The 17,290-nt window shown below is 34.0% G+C and carries 20 protein-coding genes and 1 tRNA gene; 16 read left to right on the top strand and 5 right to left on the bottom strand.

What is annotated here, in order from left to right; all coding sequences use genetic code 11:
* The 5 genes from ACFPH8_RS05795 (at position 1) to ACFPH8_RS05775 (ending at position 4,279) form a co-directional block, all read left to right on the top strand.
* Positions 1-171, top strand: coding sequence for a Lacal_2735 family protein (locus ACFPH8_RS05795; RefSeq protein ID WP_248400285.1), 171 nt, complete (start codon positions 1-3; stop codon positions 169-171).
* A gap of 1 nt (position 172) precedes the next feature.
* Positions 173-637, top strand: a complete 465-nt coding sequence (locus tag ACFPH8_RS05790) for a TspO/MBR family protein (protein ID WP_376859244.1) — start codon at positions 173-175, stop codon at positions 635-637.
* Complete coding sequence (locus tag ACFPH8_RS05785; RefSeq protein WP_248400287.1) at positions 637-1,098, top strand: SRPBCC family protein; 462 nt, start codon at positions 637-639, stop codon at positions 1,096-1,098. Before ACFPH8_RS05790 ends, ACFPH8_RS05785 begins: the two co-directional genes overlap by 1 nt.
* A 2-nt stretch (positions 1,099-1,100) precedes the next feature.
* The gene (locus tag ACFPH8_RS05780) at positions 1,101-2,405 is read left to right on the top strand and encodes a cryptochrome/photolyase family protein (RefSeq protein ID WP_376859241.1); all 1,305 of its coding nucleotides are present in this window, start codon (positions 1,101-1,103) and stop codon (positions 2,403-2,405) included.
* A gap of 140 nt (positions 2,406-2,545) precedes the next feature.
* Complete coding sequence (locus tag ACFPH8_RS05775) at positions 2,546-4,279, top strand: FG-GAP-like repeat-containing protein (RefSeq protein WP_376859239.1); 1,734 nt, start codon at positions 2,546-2,548, stop codon at positions 4,277-4,279.
* A 72-nt stretch (positions 4,280-4,351) separates the two neighbouring features.
* Here ACFPH8_RS05775 and murA read toward each other — a convergent pair whose 3' ends face one another.
* The 3 genes from murA to ACFPH8_RS05760 form a co-directional block, all read right to left on the bottom strand.
* Positions 4,352-5,671 (bottom strand): UDP-N-acetylglucosamine 1-carboxyvinyltransferase, encoded by a 1,320-nt coding sequence (gene murA, locus ACFPH8_RS05770; protein WP_376859237.1) that lies wholly within the window; start codon positions 5,669-5,671, stop codon positions 4,352-4,354.
* 9 nt (positions 5,672-5,680) lie between these two features.
* Positions 5,681-6,337, bottom strand: a complete 657-nt coding sequence (locus ACFPH8_RS05765) for a DUF4290 domain-containing protein (protein ID WP_376859235.1) — start codon at positions 6,335-6,337, stop codon at positions 5,681-5,683.
* 67 nt (positions 6,338-6,404) lie between these two features.
* On the bottom strand, positions 6,405-6,698 hold the full coding sequence (locus tag ACFPH8_RS05760; RefSeq protein ID WP_376859233.1) for a DUF493 family protein: 294 nt from the start codon (positions 6,696-6,698) through the stop codon (positions 6,405-6,407).
* A gap of 91 nt (positions 6,699-6,789) precedes the next feature.
* On the opposite strand from ACFPH8_RS05760, the gene ACFPH8_RS05755 reads away from it, so the two are divergent.
* The 5 genes from ACFPH8_RS05755 to ACFPH8_RS05735 all read left to right on the top strand — a co-directional run bounded on the left by ACFPH8_RS05755 (position 6,790) and on the right by ACFPH8_RS05735 (position 11,335).
* On the top strand, positions 6,790-7,332 hold the full coding sequence (locus ACFPH8_RS05755) for an AAA family ATPase (protein WP_376859231.1): 543 nt from the start codon (positions 6,790-6,792) through the stop codon (positions 7,330-7,332).
* Positions 7,332-9,239 carry a RecQ family ATP-dependent DNA helicase gene (locus tag ACFPH8_RS05750; RefSeq protein WP_376859229.1) on the top strand — a complete coding sequence of 636 codons (1,908 nt, stop codon included), beginning with the start codon at positions 7,332-7,334 and terminating at the stop codon, positions 9,237-9,239. Before ACFPH8_RS05755 ends, ACFPH8_RS05750 begins: the two co-directional genes overlap by 1 nt.
* Positions 9,236-10,186 carry a methionyl-tRNA formyltransferase gene (gene fmt / locus ACFPH8_RS05745; protein ID WP_376859227.1) on the top strand — a complete coding sequence of 317 codons (951 nt, stop codon included), beginning with the start codon at positions 9,236-9,238 and terminating at the stop codon, positions 10,184-10,186. Before ACFPH8_RS05750 ends, fmt begins: the two co-directional genes overlap by 4 nt.
* A gap of 191 nt (positions 10,187-10,377) precedes the next feature.
* On the top strand, positions 10,378-10,650 hold the full coding sequence (locus tag ACFPH8_RS05740; protein ID WP_092206834.1) for an HU family DNA-binding protein: 273 nt from the start codon (positions 10,378-10,380) through the stop codon (positions 10,648-10,650).
* Between the two features lie 124 nt (positions 10,651-10,774).
* Positions 10,775-11,335 carry a YqgE/AlgH family protein gene (locus tag ACFPH8_RS05735; protein ID WP_376859225.1) on the top strand — a complete coding sequence of 187 codons (561 nt, stop codon included), beginning with the start codon at positions 10,775-10,777 and terminating at the stop codon, positions 11,333-11,335.
* Here ACFPH8_RS05735 and ACFPH8_RS05730 read toward each other — a convergent pair.
* Together ACFPH8_RS05730 and ACFPH8_RS05725 are read right to left on the bottom strand one after the other, a co-directional pair.
* A complete protein-coding gene (locus tag ACFPH8_RS05730) occupies positions 11,328-12,173 on the bottom strand; it encodes an aminotransferase class IV (RefSeq protein ID WP_376859223.1) in 846 nt (281 codons plus the stop codon). The genes ACFPH8_RS05735 and ACFPH8_RS05730 overlap by 8 nt on opposite strands.
* Before the next feature lie 56 nt (positions 12,174-12,229).
* A complete protein-coding gene (locus ACFPH8_RS05725; protein ID WP_248400302.1) occupies positions 12,230-12,616 on the bottom strand; it encodes an START-like domain-containing protein in 387 nt (128 codons plus the stop codon).
* A 176-nt stretch (positions 12,617-12,792) separates the two neighbouring features.
* Here ACFPH8_RS05725 and ACFPH8_RS05720 point away from each other — a divergent pair.
* The 6 genes from ACFPH8_RS05720 to ACFPH8_RS05695 all read left to right on the top strand — a co-directional run bounded on the left by ACFPH8_RS05720 (position 12,793) and on the right by ACFPH8_RS05695 (position 17,056).
* Positions 12,793-12,866 (top strand) — tRNA-Met (locus ACFPH8_RS05720).
* Positions 12,867-12,919: 53 nt separating this feature from the next.
* Positions 12,920-14,395, top strand: coding sequence for a tyrosine-type recombinase/integrase (locus ACFPH8_RS05715; RefSeq protein ID WP_376859221.1), 1,476 nt, complete (start codon positions 12,920-12,922; stop codon positions 14,393-14,395).
* A gap of 2 nt (positions 14,396-14,397) precedes the next feature.
* On the top strand, positions 14,398-15,135 hold the full coding sequence (locus ACFPH8_RS05710; RefSeq protein WP_376859219.1) for a hypothetical protein: 738 nt from the start codon (positions 14,398-14,400) through the stop codon (positions 15,133-15,135).
* Between the two features lie 102 nt (positions 15,136-15,237).
* Positions 15,238-15,687 carry a hypothetical protein gene (locus ACFPH8_RS05705; protein WP_376859217.1) on the top strand — a complete coding sequence of 150 codons (450 nt, stop codon included), beginning with the start codon at positions 15,238-15,240 and terminating at the stop codon, positions 15,685-15,687.
* A gap of 204 nt (positions 15,688-15,891) precedes the next feature.
* Positions 15,892-16,917: a hypothetical protein gene (locus ACFPH8_RS05700; protein WP_376859215.1), complete on the top strand. Its 1,026-nt coding sequence runs from the start codon at positions 15,892-15,894 to the stop codon at positions 16,915-16,917.
* Between the two features lie 7 nt (positions 16,918-16,924).
* Positions 16,925-17,056 carry a hypothetical protein gene (locus tag ACFPH8_RS05695; protein WP_376859213.1) on the top strand — a complete coding sequence of 44 codons (132 nt, stop codon included), beginning with the start codon at positions 16,925-16,927 and terminating at the stop codon, positions 17,054-17,056.
* Positions 17,057-17,290: the final 234 nt, after the last annotated feature.

Genomic DNA, 17,290 nt, shown 5'->3' with positions numbered 1-17,290 from the left:
ATGTTTGGACTCTTTAAATCAAAATCTGAAATTGAAAAACTTCAGAAACAATATGAAGTTATTATGAAAGACTGGCATCGCCTATCAACAACCGATAGAAAAGCTAGCGATTTAAAATATGCTGAAGCCCAAAAAATTGCTGATAAAATAGAAATTTTACAAAATAAGTAATATGAAATTTGTCCCACTTTTAGTTCTGTTTCTAATTATAAATTTTGGCAGTTTAGCAATTGGTAGCTGGTTAATGGGTGATGGCGCCACGTCGCCTTGGTACACCAATTTAAATAAAGCACCTTGGACACCTCCAGGCTGGGTTTTTGGCGCGGCATGGACATTTATCATGATTTGCTTTTCGGTGTATTTAACCTATCTGTTTAAAGATTACCAATCGCCATTAATAATAGGCGTATTTGCTCTTCAGGTGGTTTTAAATATTGCTTGGAATTTTTTGTTTTTTAATCAGCACCTCGTACTATTCGCTTTAATCACGATTGTTTTATTAACACTCGTAATCTTTTATTTCTTTTTCACCTTTCGTGTGGATGCCATGAATTCTTGGCGCTATTTATTAGTCCCTTATATGATATGGCTTTGCATTGCAACCTCTTTAAATCTTTACGTTTTACTCAATAACTAATGAAAATTTACACCTTACACGCGAAGCAAAATCTACCAATTTCTGTAGATCAGGCATGGGAATTTTTATCGGACCCAAAAAATCTTAAAACTATTACACCAGATTACATGGGCTTTCATATTCTTTCAGGAGCGGACAGGCCTATGTTTGCAGGTCAATTAATTCAATATATTGTAACGCCTGTTTTAGGTATTAAAACCAAATGGGTAACAGAAATTACACACGTCATTGATAAGGCATATTTTGTGGATGAGCAACGCTTTGGTCCTTATGCGCTTTGGCATCATAAACATTTTATTAAAGCCATTGATGGTGGTGTAGAAATGGAAGATATTATAGATTATAAAGTTCCTATGGGTATACTAGGTCAACTGATACACCCATTAATTGTGAAACCCAAATTAGATGAAATTTTTGCCTATCGTCAGAAAAAACTAGTAGAATTATTTGGAACTTTATAAGTATGAAACAACCCTTAAACATTTTTTGGTTCCGACGCGATTTACGTTTAGATGATAATCGTGGGTTTTATGAAGCTCTTAAAAGTGATCATCATGTGCTACCTATTTTTATTTTCGATTCTGAAATTTTGGAATCCCTGCCAAAAGATGATGCACGCGTAACGTTTATTTACAATACGCTGCAAACCATGCGTAAAACACTTCAAGACGAACACAACAGCAGTATTGCTATATATCACGGAACACCTGAAAGCGTTTTTAAACATCTTGTCGATTCGTACGAAATTACTACCGTTTTTACCAATCACGATTACGAACCTTATGCCATTAAGCGGGATAACGAAGTAGGTTCATTTTTAGAAGAAAATGGAATTGCATTTAAAACTTATAAGGACCAAGTTATTTTTGAAAAAAATGAAGTCGTTAAAGATGATGGCGATCCCTATCGCGTGTATACACCTTTTATGAAAACATGGAAGGCCGCTTTTAAAACAATAGATTTAGAAATTTATTACACGAACAGCTATTTGGATAATTTGGTTAAAAACACCCGATTACCAAATTTGGAATTATCGGATTTAGGTTTTAAAAAGTCTAAACAAGACATAGCACCATATGATGTAACACCCACTTTAATTCAGGAATACGAAGCCAAGCGTAATTTTCCAGCAAAAGATGCCACATCTCGTTTAGGACCACACTTACGATTTGGAACGGTGAGTATCAGGAAAATGGTAAAAAAAGCCATTGCAGAAAAAAATGAAGTGTTTTGGCAAGAGCTTATTTGGCGCGAATTCTTCATGCAAATACTTTGGCATTTTCCGCACACGGTTACCGAAAGTTTCAAGCCCAAATACGACAACATACAATGGCGTAATAACGAAGTGGAATTCCAAGCTTGGTGCCAAGGTAAAACAGGATATCCTTTAGTGGATGCTGGTATGCGGGAATTAAATGAAACCGGATTTATGCATAATCGGGTGCGTATGTTAGTTGGTAGTTTTTTATGTAAGCATTTGTTGATTGATTGGCGTTGGGGAGAAGGTTATTTTGCAGAAAAATTACATGATTATGAAATGGCTAGTAACATTGGAAATTGGCAGTGGGTTGCGGGTTCTGGTGTGGATGCAGCACCTTATTTTAGAATTTTTAATCCAACCACCCAAATTGAAAAATTTGATAAAGATTTAAAATATATTAGTAAATGGGTACCCGAATTTCAAGAACTCACCTACCCTTCAAAAATAGTGGATCATAAAGAGGCACGAGAGCGTTGTTTAAAAGTTTACAAGGAAGCTGTCAGTTAAAATTATATTTAAAATATGCTGATTGCCACTTCAAAAAACTTCCAATTATACCTAAAATCGTTTTTTATAGACACATAATCAGATAATTAACTTATTTATTCATCCTTTGTTTTATATTTATTTTATAAAATAGATATAACATGATGAAAAAATTACTTATCGCACTCACATTAATCCCCATGATTGGTGTTGCTCAAATTTCTTTTACTAGTGGAAACGGTAGTTTGGTTAACGCCTCTTTAAAAAGTGGTATTGCTATAGGTGTTGCCGACATGAATGGTGATGGTTTGGACGATATTATTCGTTTAAATGGCGCCTCTTCTTTAGAAATAGAATACCAAAACACCAATGGTATTTTTACCCGATTCAATTATGGAAGTACGAGTGGTTCCAAATGGGGAATGGCCATTGCGGATGTAGATCGTAACGGTTATAACGATATTTTAATGGGTGGAAGTTATAATGGTTTAAAAGTATATTCAGCCAACAGCTCGGGCACTAATTACAGCTCTAACCTCCTTACATACAACATATTTGTTCAAAACTTGAACTTTGCGGATATTGATAATAATGGCACCATAGACATCTTTGCCTGTCATGATAATGGTTTATCTAAAGCATATAGTAATGATGGTACAGGCGCTATGACAGAAAATCTAGGATTAATTAATACGGCTTCCACTATTCCTTCCGATAATTCTGGAAATTATGGCAGTATCTGGATTGATTATGATAATGATGGTGATTTAGATTTATATATTTCTAAATGCCGTTTAGGCATTTCCAATCCCAATGATGGCAGACGCGTCAATTTACTTTTCGAAAATGATGGTAACAATAATTATTCTGAAGTTGCCGTTGCTCGTGGTTTAGTTCCTTATGGACAATCTTGGGCTGCTGCATTTGAAGATATTGACAATGATGGCGATTTAGATTGCGTGATTGTAAATCATGATATTACCAGTATGATTCTTGAAAATGATGGAAATGGGAACTATACAGACATCACGGCTTCATCAGGAATAGCTACGTCATTGGATAATTTAGGTGATGGTGGTATTCAAGTCATTATGGAGGATTTTGATAATGATACCTTTGTCGATATTTTTATAACCACAAGAAATGGTATTCATAAACTATACAAAAATGATGGCGATAAAACCTTTACAGAATTAGCTAATCCGTTTCCCTTACCTTACAATACATTTAGAATACAAAGTGCCGCAGTGGGCGATTTAAACAATGATGGTTTTATAGATGTTATGGCTGGTTTTGGTTCAGGTTATAATAATCCGAGTAGCAATAAACCGGATAGATTATATTTAAATTCTGGAAATAGCACGAATAATTGGATCTCAATTCTTTTAGAAGGAACGACTAGCAATATCAACGGAATTGGTGCTCGTATTGAAATTTATGGTGCTTGGGGAAAACAAATACGTGAAGTCCGTTCAGGTGAGAGTTATGGTATTATGAATTCTCTAAAAACACATTTTGGGTTAGGAACGGCAACAGCCATCACTAAAATTGTTGTTAAGTGGCCATCTGGAAATGTAGATGAGTTATTAGCGCCAACCATTAATCAATCTATCACTATTACGGAAGGCTCTACATTAAGTACTGCCCATACGGAAGCAATTTCTAAAGTACGTATATACCCGAATCCAACGTCTCGTTTTATTACGGTTGAAACCAATAATACACATTCAAGTGTAGCCTATTCATTATATGATGTTTCAGGAAAACTATTGCAAGCAAACCAAAGGCTAAATGTTAATAAGCAAATTCCATTACAATCTTTAGCAGCTGGTATTTACATGCTTAAATTACACATTGATGGCGAAATAAGTATGCGAAAAATTATAAAAGAATAATTTTAGTTTATTCCATAAAAAAATGCTTCTAACTAATTTAAAAGCATTTTTTTTATAAACTCATAACGCTATTTAGTCGTTCTCTTTGTGTCTATTAATTAGAGCACCAATAGCACGCAGGCGTGTATCAATATTTTCGTATCCACGATCTATTTGTTCAATATTGTGAATGGTGGATGTTCCTTTAGCTGAAAGTGCAGCAATTAATAAAGAAACACCTGCACGAATATCTGGCGAAGTCATGGTTGTTGCTTTTAATTGCGATTTAAAATCATGACCTATTACGACGGCACGATGTGGATCACAAAGAATAATCTTGGCTCCCATATCAATTAATTTATCCACAAAAAACAAACGACTCTCAAACATTTTCTGATGAATTAAAACGCTACCTCTAGCTTGTGTAGCAACCACAAGAATAATGCTCAATAAATCGGGTGTAAATCCTGGCCAAGGCGCATCAGAAATAGTCAAAATAGAACCATCAATATAATTCTGAATTTCATAACCATCTTTATGCGCTGGAATATGAATATCATCCCCTTGCTTTTCTACTGTAATTCCTAATTTTCGGAATACGTCTGGAATCTGCCCTAAATCATCCCAACTCACATTGGTAATAGTCAATTCACTTTTAGTCATTGCCGCAAGACCTATCCAACTTCCTATTTCAATCATATCTGGCAACATGGTATGGCTTGTACCACCCAAGTTGTCAACGCCATCAATAATAAGCATATTAGAGCCAATACCGCTTATTTTGGCTCCCATTCTATTCAACATATTACAAAGTTGTTGCAAATACGGTTCGCAGGCAGCATTATATATGGTTGTTTGTCCTTCTGCTAAAACGGCTGCCATAACAATATTGGCAGTTCCGGTTACGGATGCTTCATCTAAAAGCATGTAAGCACCTTTTAGCTTATCAGCTTCTACACCATAAAAATAATCTTCTCTGTTGTATCGGAATTTAGCGCCTAATTTAATAAAGCCTTCAAAGTGTGTATCTAAACGACGACGACCAATTTTATCGCCACCTGGTTTTGGAATATAGCCTTTTCCAAATCGTGCCAACAATGGCCCAACAATCATAATGGAGCCACGTAAACCGCGACCATCCTTTTTAAAGGCTTCAGATTCTAAATATTTTAGATTAATAGCATCTGCTTGAAACGTATAAGTCCCTTGATTTATATGTTCAATTTTAACACCTAAATTTTTTAGTAAATCAATAAGTTTATTAACATCCACAATGTCTGGAATGTTATGAATAGTTACTTTTTCAGGAGTCAATAAAACAGCACATAAAATTTGTAATGCTTCATTTTTGGCACCTTGAGGCTGAATTTTACCTTTTAATTGGTGGCCTCCTTCAATTTTAAATATACCCATGCCGTTTTTTTAATAGCGTTTTCTACTTCTATTTGTATTATTTTTTTTCTGATGACTCTTTTTGTTGCTGGAGCTTTTAGAGCTGTATTTGGATTTACTTCGCATTAAACTCGTGGCATCTGTTAAATCTTCATCTGCATTTAATAAATTAATTTTACCACCAGAAAGCTCTCGTAAATGCTCAAAGATTACATCATCTTCAACCGTATCTTTATTCCAATTTAAAAAACACTTTTTCATGTGATTGGCAATGGTAAAAATAAGAGCCTCTTTAAGTTCGCCTTCTTCCCAAGTATTTGCCACATCAATCATGGTTTTTATATTATTCCCATAAAACCGATATTTTGGAAAATTCTGTGGATACGGTAATCGCTCTGGTCGTTCATTTAAGATTTCTTTATCAGGTATACCGTAAGGAGAATCCACATCTAAATCAAAATCAGACATGATAAATAGTTGATCCCACAACTTGTGTTGAAAATCGGGAACGTCTCGTAAATGCGGCTGAATATTTCCCATGACGGAAATAATAGCATGCGCTAGTTTATTACGTTCTTCTTTGGTTTCACGTGTTTTAGCATAATTAATCATCTTTTGAAGATGACGTCCGTATTCTGGAATAATTAAATGCTCACGTTCTGAATTGTATTCTAAATGATCTATCAAAATATGTTTATGTGTAGAGTTTACTTATGGCACGTAGTTTTGTGCATGCGCAAAGTACAAAAAAAATCTAAAGACTAATAACGCCTTTAACGTTTTCTGTAACTTCTTTGTATTTAGCAATAACGTCTTCCGGAGATTTCATTTTCACGTTAATAGAAACGCTTGTGTATTTTCCCTTTTTAGACTCTTTTGTTTGAATTACGGCTCCCATATTATTGAAAATATTTTCAATATCCTGAATGGATTCGTCTTTCGTTTCAATTATAAATTTATATAAATATTCGGCTGGCCATAAGGCTGTATCATACAGCTGACCTTTTAGCTTTTCGTAAAAAGCGGCTACTTTTTGATTCTCGTCCATTATAATTTTTATTAAAAACAAAGATAGTATTTCCTTGTCATTTTTTAGTTTCCTTTTTAATTACGATTTTTACATCCAAAATCTTGCCAATTTGAAAATAAAGAAAATAGTTATCACTGGAGGACCAGGGACAGGGAAAACGTCAATCATTAACGAATTGAAAACTCGTGGCTATGTTTGTCTGGATGAAATATCACGCCAAATAACCTTGAAAGCCAGAGAAGACGGTGTAGACCAGCTTTTCTTAACCCAACCACTTTTGTTTAGTGAACTGCTGTTAAAAGGTCGTGAAGACCAGTTTAATCAAGCCAATACGCAAAGTGAAAGCTTTGTTTTTCTAGATCGTGGTATTCCAGACGTTTTGGCATACATGGATTTTATAGGCGATGACTATCCGGAAAAGTTTAGAGAAAGCTGTAAAAACCACAATTATGACTTGGCATTTATTTTAAAACCTTGGCAAGACATTTTTGTGAGTGATAGTGAACGTTATGAAAATTTTAATCAAGCTGTCGAAATTCATGACAACCTATTAAAAACTTACGATAAATTCGGTTATAACTTATTAGATGTTCCCTTTGATTCGGTTGAAAATCGTACAGATTTTATTCTGAATGTTGTTAAAAACTTATAATGCAACAGCCCATTGACATATTGGAGCGGTATTGGAACTACACCAGTTTTAAACCGCTTCAAGAAACCGTGATTCAAGCCGTTTTAGAGGGCGAAGACACCTTTGCTTTAATGCCAACCGGCGGCGGAAAATCTTTATGTTTCCAAGTTCCTGCTTTGGCAAAGGATGGAATTTGCATTGTTATTTCGCCATTAATTGCATTGATGAAAGACCAAGTGCAAGCTTTGCAGAGTAGAGGTATTAAAGCTATGGCTTTGACTAGTGGCATTCATTACAACGAATTAGATACGCTTTTAGATAATTGTATTTATGGAAATTATAAATTTCTTTATTTATCGCCAGAGCGCCTTCAGCAAGAATTAGTCCAAGACCGCATTCGCCAAATGCCTGTTAATTTAATTGCTGTTGATGAGGCGCATTGTATTTCGCAATGGGGAAATGATTTCCGTCCAGCTTATAAAAACATCAAACTACTCCGTGAATTACAACCTACCGTAAATTGCATTGCATTAACAGCATCTGCAACACCAGAAGTAGTAGAAGATATTATTAAAGAACTCGATTTTATAAGCCCAAAAGTTCTGAAACAATCCTTTAATCGGGATAATTTAGCTTACATGACTTTTGATGCTACGGATAAGCATTATCATTTGGAGCGCATTTTAAAGAAGAATAACGCACCTTCCATTATATATGTCCGGAATCGACTAGCGACTATAGAAATCAGTCAGTTTTTAGAAAAGAAAGGATTTTCAGCCACCTTTTTTCATGGTGGTTTATCCAACACTGAAAAAGACACCAGACTTCAGGATTGGCTACGTGAGAAAAAACTAATCATGGTTGCCACCAATGCCTTTGGAATGGGTATTGACAAACCCAATGTAAAAACGGTTATTCATTTAAATCTACCTGAAAGTTTGGAGAGTTATTTCCAAGAAGCTGGTCGTGCGGGTAGAAATGGCGACAAAGCTTTTGCCGTTATTTTAAAGAATAATTCCGACAAAAGTAAATTAGAAGATCAGTTTTTAAACGTACTTCCAAGTGTGGATTTCATGAAACAGGTTTACAGAAAGCTCTGCAACTATTTTCAAATTTCTTATGGTGAAGGCGTTGGTTTTGTAGAAGACTTTAATTTCAATCACTTTTGTAAAACCTATAATTTTAATACGCTTATAGCCTACAATGCTATACAAACTTTAGATAGAACCAGTATTATTTCATTAAATCAGCAGTTTAACAAACAAACACGTGTTCAATTTATCGTTTCAGACACCCAATTATTTCACTATTTAGGGAAGCATGCGCCATTAAACATTATTGTCAAATCTATTTTAAGAAGTTATGGTGGAATTTTTGAACATGAAACAAAAGTCAATACGACTAGAATAGCTGAAAAAGCCTCCATATCTGAACACCAATTAATTCAAGCTTTAGAAAAACTTGAAAAAGATGACATTATTAGTTTGCAAATTTCAAAAACCGATGCGCAAGTCACGTTTTTGGAACCTCGTGAAGACGATAAGACCATCAATAGGATTACACATATTATTAATCAGCAGAACGAATTAAAGCACAAGCAAGTATCTGATGTTTTAAAATACATTTCAAATAACACTATTTGCAAAAGTGTTCAACTCCTCACCTATTTTGGCGAAAAAGATGTGGGCGATTGTGGAATTTGTTCGTTTTGTGTTGAACGAAAACATAAACAGAAAGCACCTGCGGATTTTAAAACTATTAAAAACGCCATTATTACCAAATTAGAAGAAACTGACTGCTCATCTAGAACACTAACTGAAGCCTTGGGGTATCCGGAGAAAGACATTCACAACGCTCTAAAATTATTATTAGAACATCATATTATTGTAGTAACCACTATTAATACCTATAAATTATCTCATTTATGAAAACCGATTTACGCATCGTATTTATGGGCACGCCAGATTTTGCCGTTGCCATATTAGATGCCATACTAGCCAATAATTACCAAGTAGTTGGTGTTATAACCGCTCCTGATAAACCAGCAGGACGTGGCCGAAAAATTAACGAGTCAGCCGTTAAGCAATACGCACAAAAGCACGGTTTGCATATTTTACAACCTACCAATTTAAAAGATCCTGAATTTTTAGAATCTCTACAAGCCCTTCAAGCTAACGTTCAAGTAGTTGTCGCATTTAGAATGTTACCACAAGCCGTTTGGCAGATGCCAGCTTTGGGTACTTTTAATTTGCACGCATCCTTACTACCCAACTATCGGGGTGCTGCACCTATAAACTGGGCTATTATAAATGGCGAAACGGAAACCGGTGTTTCTACCTTCTTTATAGATGATAAAATTGATACAGGTGATATGATAATGCAGAAAGCAGTTGCCATAGAAGAAACAGACCATGTAGGCACCTTACATGATAAGTTGATGCATACAGGAAGTGAATTGGTTATTGACACTTTAAAACGCATTGAAAATGGCACCGTTGAAACCACAGCACAACCAAACACCAATGAATTAAAAGAAGCCAACAAGCTAAATCGGGATAATTGCAAAATAGATTGGAATGATTCCATAGAAAATATACATAATAAGGTACGTGGTTTAAATCCGTATCCTTCTGCCTGGTGTTATTTAAATAATAATGAAGACACATTAGAAATTAAAATTTACGAAACTCATAAGGTTTTAGCCGAACATAACTATTCAAAAGGACAAATAATCGCCAGCAAAAAAACACTAAAAGTGGCCGTCACAGATGGTTATATTTTTATTGATGCATTGAAATTACCAGGTAAGCGAAAAATGGCTATAAATGACCTCTTAAATGGCTATAATTTTCACGAGGAAGCCAAAATGCTGTAAACCCTTATGAATGCTCATATTTCAAAAAAATCGATGAAATACACTCGCTTTATTAACAAATCGGTTAAGTTATTAACAAATTTAGGTATTTCCCTTGCTATTACTTGCATGGTACGATAATCCGTATAAATTTGTAATGGATTTAACAAAAATGTTTAACCAACAATTTATTAATAATTAAACTTTAAATTATGAACAAAACAGATTTAATCGATGCAATGGCAGAACACGCAGGAATTACTAAAGCAGCTGCAAAGAAGGCTTTAGAATGTGCGTTAATTGAAATTGAAGGAGCTTTACAAAAAGGTAACAGAGTTTCTTTAGTAGGATTTGGATCTTGGTCAGTTTCTAGAAGAGCTGCAAGAGACGGAAGAAATCCACAAACAGGAAAAACTATCAAAATTAAAGCTAAAAACGTAGTTAAGTTTAAAGCTGGTTCAGATTTATCTAGAGCAGTAAACTAATTATCGCTTAATTTATAATTATAAAAGGTCTTCATTTCGAAGACCTTTTTTTGTTATTAGTAGTAGCATCAGTTTGTTATTTAAAAAAAAAATATTAGATTTATAATAGAAAATCTATCACTATATGATTTCAATACAACCAAAAAAAGGACATTTGCTTATTGCCGAACCTTCTATAATTGGTGACATCTCCTTTAACCGTTCTATCATTCTTTTAGCCGATCATACCGATGAAGGCTCTATTGGATTTATTTTAAATAAGCCCTTGGAGTACACTATCAGTGATTTAATTCCCGAATTAGATGCCACTTTTAAGGTCTATAATGGCGGACCTGTAGAACAGGATAATCTCTATTTTATACATAAGGTGCCAGATCTTATTCCGAATAGCGTAGAAATTTCTTTAGGAATTTATTGGGGCGGCGACTTTAATAAAGTAGCCGAATTAATTGCCAATAATGAGATAAACGAGAAGAATATCCGCTTTTTTCTTGGGTATTCCGGTTGGGATGCGGATCAATTAAACGCCGAATTAAAAACAAATTCCTGGGTTGTAACGGAAAATATTTATAAGCAAAACATTATAGAAAAGGACTATGAAACGTTTTGGAAAGAAAAAATGATGGAGTTTGGTGGTGACTACACCATTTGGTCCAATGCACCCGAAGATCCTACGTTTAATTAGATAATCTAATTTTTACTTGTAATTTTTGTAATAACATTTTGGCAACCGCATTGTCAAACGTCTTCTTACGGTATTTACTAATGGGCTGAATACCCGTTATAACATTGGTAATAAATAACCCATCGGCTTTTTGCAATTCAAAAGGTGAAATAGATGTTTCTTCTAATTCATAATCAGGCAACTGTGAAATAAGTTCCATAATTTGCTTTCGCATAACCCCTTTTAAGCAACCATCAGAAAGTGGTGGTGTTTTAATACAGTTGCCACGAACTAAAAACAAATTCCCATTCAACGCTTCTATTACTTTTTTATCGGTGTTCAACAATAAGGCGTTTTGCAGATTGTTTTCTTCGGCATATACGCTACCTACTACATTAATGGCCTTATTATTTGTTTTTAAGGTGGATAATAAACTAGGCGACACGTAGAAATCTTTAAACAAATCCACTTCATAATGGCCATCATTCATCAAATAAAAATCAGCATCCAATGCGCTGACAGAAATAACAAATCCCACTTCTTTACTGGTTGGGTTATACAAACCACCTTCAGCACGAAATACGGTTAATTTAACACGCGACGTATTATTTGCAAGCTTATTTTCGGATAGTGTTTTTTGAATTTCCGCTTCTAGGAATTCCATGGTAAAGCGCATGGGAATTTCCATACGCATAATCCGCATGGAAGCCATCAGGCGAAAATAATGATCCTCCCAAAACAAGAGTTTGCCATGTGAATATTTACAGGTTTCAAAAACAGCATCACCATAAGCAAAACCCCGATTATTTATAGATATCGTGTTGATATCCTCTGTCATTTTTCCGTTGAAATTGATCATAAAAAAAGTCCCGAATTTTATTCGGGACAAAGATATGTTTTATAATAGAAACCACCTTAAGCGGAACCCAATACTTGTTTTAAATCGGAAATTTGGTTTTCCCAAAGCATTTTAGCTTCATCCACTTCATCTTCTTCGGCAAAATCGACAATCATAATAGAAACATCTTTGGTAATTTCATCCACTTGAATTCGAATTTCAAAGAAATATGGTTCACCTTCATCGGCAGCCCAACGAAATTTAATACGTTCGCCACTTTTCTTACTGACTAAACTCGCTTGTTCTTCGGATCCATCCCAGATAAATTTAAACAGTTCGCCTCTTGAATTTACGTTCTCGGCAAACCACTCGGAAAGGCCCGAAGGTGTTGATATATATTGATATAATAATTGAGGTGAAGCCTGTATAGGGAACTCCATTTCAAATTTTACTTTCTCGTTCATAGTTGATTAATTTATTTGCTCAATATATACATTAAATGATGAGAATTAAAATTATTTTTTATAAATATTTTATGTTGATTTTTATTTGCACGGAATAAATTTGTTGTTATATTTGCAGCCTCAAAAAGCGGTACGAACCACTTTAAATGAAGCGGTTTCTGTTTTAAGAGCCATATGGCGAGGTAGCTCAGTTGGTTAGAGCGTCGGATTCATAACCCGGAGGTCCCGAGTTCAAATCTCGGTCTCGCTACAAACGTGTAACAGCGGAAACAACGGTTTAGTTCACTCTAAACCGTTTTTTTTATGCTCAATCTAAATGAATTTCTTACATTTGAACACGAACGAGAGTGCAATTTTGAACACGATTTGTCAGACAAAAAAGTTTATTCTACCCCAAAAATCTACACAGCAAACGGCAAACTTACCAGTCGGTGGTATGTCTATTTCTCATTTCGAAATCCTATAACGGGTAAATTAGAACGCCAAAAGAATATCTATGGTGAAGCTAACAAACTGAAAACCAAAAAAGAGCGTTTAAATGTATTAAAATTTTACAAGAAAAAACTTCAGGATCTTTTAAATCAAGGTTACAATCCGTACCAAAATAATTTAGAGCGTTTTTTGGCTGAAAAACCTAAAACGTGTGCACCTATGTCCACTAATTTTTTAGCTCCAAAACCAGTTGTTGAAGAACCAAAAGTGATACCGCATCCATTTTTACAACGGACAAATTTACAAGCGCCAATTCCTGAAAAAAAACAGCCAGAATCGATTCCTGTTTATCAGCAACCTAAAGAAATTTTTCAGCCAAAAGTAGAACAGCCTATTATTGAAACTACTCCTACTCCTTTATTAGAACCTGAAGAAAAGGATGATACAAAAATGAGTTTGCGTGAAGCTTTTGATTTTGCGTTGAGCATGAAGGAGAAATTAGTCAAGCCACGTACACTTGTAGATTATAGAAATCGATCTAAAGTTTTTATAAAATGGTTGAATGAAGAATATCCTCATGTAGAGCATGCCAACCAAATTACAAGAAAGATGGTTATGGGCTTTTTAAACCAACATCTAATTAAAAATACACCACGAAGTCGCAATAATAGTCGTGTCGATTTAGGAAGCATGATGCAAGTTTTAGAGGATAACGAAATTATTCCGGTTAACGTCATACGCAAAACGCCTGTTTTGAAAGCCAAACCCGAACGTCATAAGCGGTATGATCCTAAAATGTTAGATGCTATTTTTATGTATCTGGAAAAAGAAGACCCTGTACTCCTATTATATATCAAGTTTATCTCCTATAATTTCATGCGACCAATTGAAGTCAACCGTTTACGCGTGAAGGATTTAAACATGGATACCAAAACATTATCTTTTAAGGCGAAAAATAGTCCTTTAAAAACAAAGATTATTCCTGATATCATTTCGGAAGCCCTACCCGATTTATCATTAATGGATGGTGACAGTATATTATTTACACCTGATGGAATTGGCAAGCCTTGGAGTACCAAAATCGATAACAGACGTGATTATTTCTCAAAACGATTCAAAAAGATAATCAAAACAAAATTTAAGCTAAGTACCGATTATGGCCTATATAGTTTCAGACATACCTTTATTACCAAATTATACAGAAAATTGGCTGAAACAAGTTCGCCTTTTGAAGCCAAGAGTAATTTAATGAATATTACAGGACATACAACCATGACCGCATTGGAACAATACTTGCGTGATATTGATGCCCATTTACCAACTGATTATTCTGATTTATTAAGATAATTATGGATAAAAAAAGTCAAGTTTTTAATACCATACGTGATAATCTGTTTAAGAGCTATATTTTTTATGTTCCTAAACAGTTTTATCATTATATAGAACCGACTTTTATTGCGAATATTATCACATCAAACATGGTTAATATTATAGCCTATTCTAATTTGGACCGAAATATAACCACCTTACCTTCAGAAATGAATGCCTTGGAATTATTAGGGAAAGGAGAATTGCTAAATGACAATTTAGAGCAATTATTAGAACAACAAGAATCACTTTCTAAAAAAGCATTCAAACGCTTTTTAGATCAATATTTGGAGCACGCTGGCATGTATTGGGTTTTTAGTTTATGGATGTCTAAAAACGTTGGTATTGATTTACCAGAAAGTACTTCTGCAATACAAAGTATGTTTGAATTACAACATCAAGCATTTGATAAACATTTAGATAAATTAGATAGCTATTTTGGCGAACAAATTTCGGAAGAATTAAGTGATCCCTATCAGTACATTGATATGGTTTCAGATGTGATTGAAGATGCTCCAATCAAGCAAATAGAAACACCTGTAATAGCACCTGAACAAATTGCAGAAGAGCCACCCAAAATTGAGCCAAAAGAACTTGAAATAGTTGTTGAAAAAGAAGAAAAAGAACCACTAATGACAAATGCCAAAGCAAGAAACTTTTTATTGGAATCGGTATTTGGTATTGGATCAGAATATCTGGAAGAAGATAAAATTGATTAAATGAATGACCACAACTGTAGTCAAAATAGTGACAGATGTAACCCAAATCAACGAGTAAAAACCTATTAAACGTCAAACAAACGTTTATTTAACGCATAATAAATGGAAAGAGAATTTTACACCTGTGAATATTGTCAAGAGGGATTTAAACCGAAAAGACGTCGTGTCCAAAAATATTGCAGTAACACGTGTAGATCAAAAGCCCATCATGCGAGAAAAACTACTTCAGAATTAACGACAGTAGAAAACCCTGAAATAACCACCACTGAAGAACCAAAAACCGATAAACCACCTGTTGGAAAAGTAGAACAAATGAGTGCTGCGGGTGTTGGAAATTCAGCAGCTGGAACATTGGCTGCTGATGGACTAACTTACCTACTAACTGCACCACAAAACAGACCTGCAACTAAAGGTGATATTGCTAATCTTCAAGCGCAAATAAAACGGTATCATGCCGTCAAAAACCTACCTCGCAATCCTCAAGGTGCAAATCCTTATTTTGACACGCTTACTGGTAAAGTTGTTTATTCTTTTATGCCTCTTTACGGGTAACCGTAGTTTTCTTAAAAATAGCTTCTTTATATTTATCCTTATGTAATAACGAGTTGAAAATTACGTAGATCTACGTATTTTTTGAATGCATTTTAGTTTCTATATTGGAGATTAAAATACACTAAGTTTTGGTGGTGTATATATTACGGATATATGCACACCATTACTTATATATGCATGTTGTAAACAATTACCAAAAAAACTGTGAAAGAAATTAAAATACATCGACCAATTCAAAAATCTGCTAATGTAGCTAAATTGACAAATTCCGATTTGACAAATACTCACTCAAATATTTTTGACAATTTTAAAACAAAAAACACAAATAACTTTGACAACGCAAATAGAACTGTTTTAGATATTTTAAAGCAAATACCTTCTTACGCAGAGTTTTTTGAAAAATCTGGGAAAAATTATAAAAACTTTGAAGTTGTATTTCCTAAAGGAATCTTGAAAAAGATTAAAAGTGGCGAATATCTATTAAATAAAAAAGTCGGTACAGATGAGTTTTTAGCTTTTGTAAAAGACAAGAAAACAAATAACATTGTTAAACAACTTCGATTAAAAGAGATTACGAATTCTGAAAAATTAAACAATTTACTTCCATCATTACAAAATATGGCAGTTATGAACTCTTTAAATCAATTAAGCAGTCAACTTGAACTTATTGAAAAAAAGCTTTCTGATATACATAAAGAGTTCAATAATGATAGAATTGGAAAAATACAAGCTGGTTATAGTTCTTATTTAGATGCAATTCAAATGTCTGACGATAACAAACGAGAAATCGCACTTTTATCTGCTCATAAATCATTGAATGAGGGAAGAAGTCAACTAATCGAAAGTGCAAAACAAAGATTAAGTAACATAGAAGTTGGTTTTTGGAAATCCCTTTTTAAAGAGTTAAAAGCTTGGAACTATAAAAAAACACAAGAAGAAAACATAAAGGAGTTTATTAAAGAAGTCTTCTACATTCAGCGTTCATCACAAATTATATTGACAATTTATCAAGAATTGAATGAACCTCAATCTTTAATACAATCATTAGCACCTTTTAAAGATTTTATGGAGCATATTAATGACGACACAAGAGTATACAAAATTAACGAATGGGAAACATCTGAAAATAATTGGAAACAAATTTCCAGTTCATCATTGAAAGCAATTCAGAATATCCCAAGTTATAACGAAATAGAAAACGCTGAAATTAAAATAGAAATAGATAAATAAAAATTATATGAGTAATTCAAAAAACGGAAGTTTAGTCGGACAAATAATTAAAGGAGCTGTTAGTTTAGTAGCTGTATTATTCACTGCAAAACAAGGTCATAATAAGTGGAAAGATAGAAATAAAGGAAAGAATAGTTAAATAACTGTTTACAACACCGTGTATAATTAATGGCTGGTTTTCGCCTACTTACGAAAATCCTCTCGGATTTTCTATTTGGTTTTTATTTGCTAAATTACTTGCTAAACACGCAACATTTCATATATAAAAACGTCAAACTGTCTAATAACCTATTTTTATAACTTTGTTATTCGGGTAGGTGACTTTAAAAATTTCTGAATACGCGATTGTCATTGAATGAAATATAGTTATTGG

Source organism: Bizionia hallyeonensis (assembly GCF_042657385.1).
Lineage (GTDB): Bacteria > Bacteroidota > Bacteroidia > Flavobacteriales > Flavobacteriaceae > Algorimicrobium > Algorimicrobium hallyeonense.
Note: the sequence above shows the minus strand (reverse complement) of the source record. Positions and strands in the feature narration are given on the sequence as shown.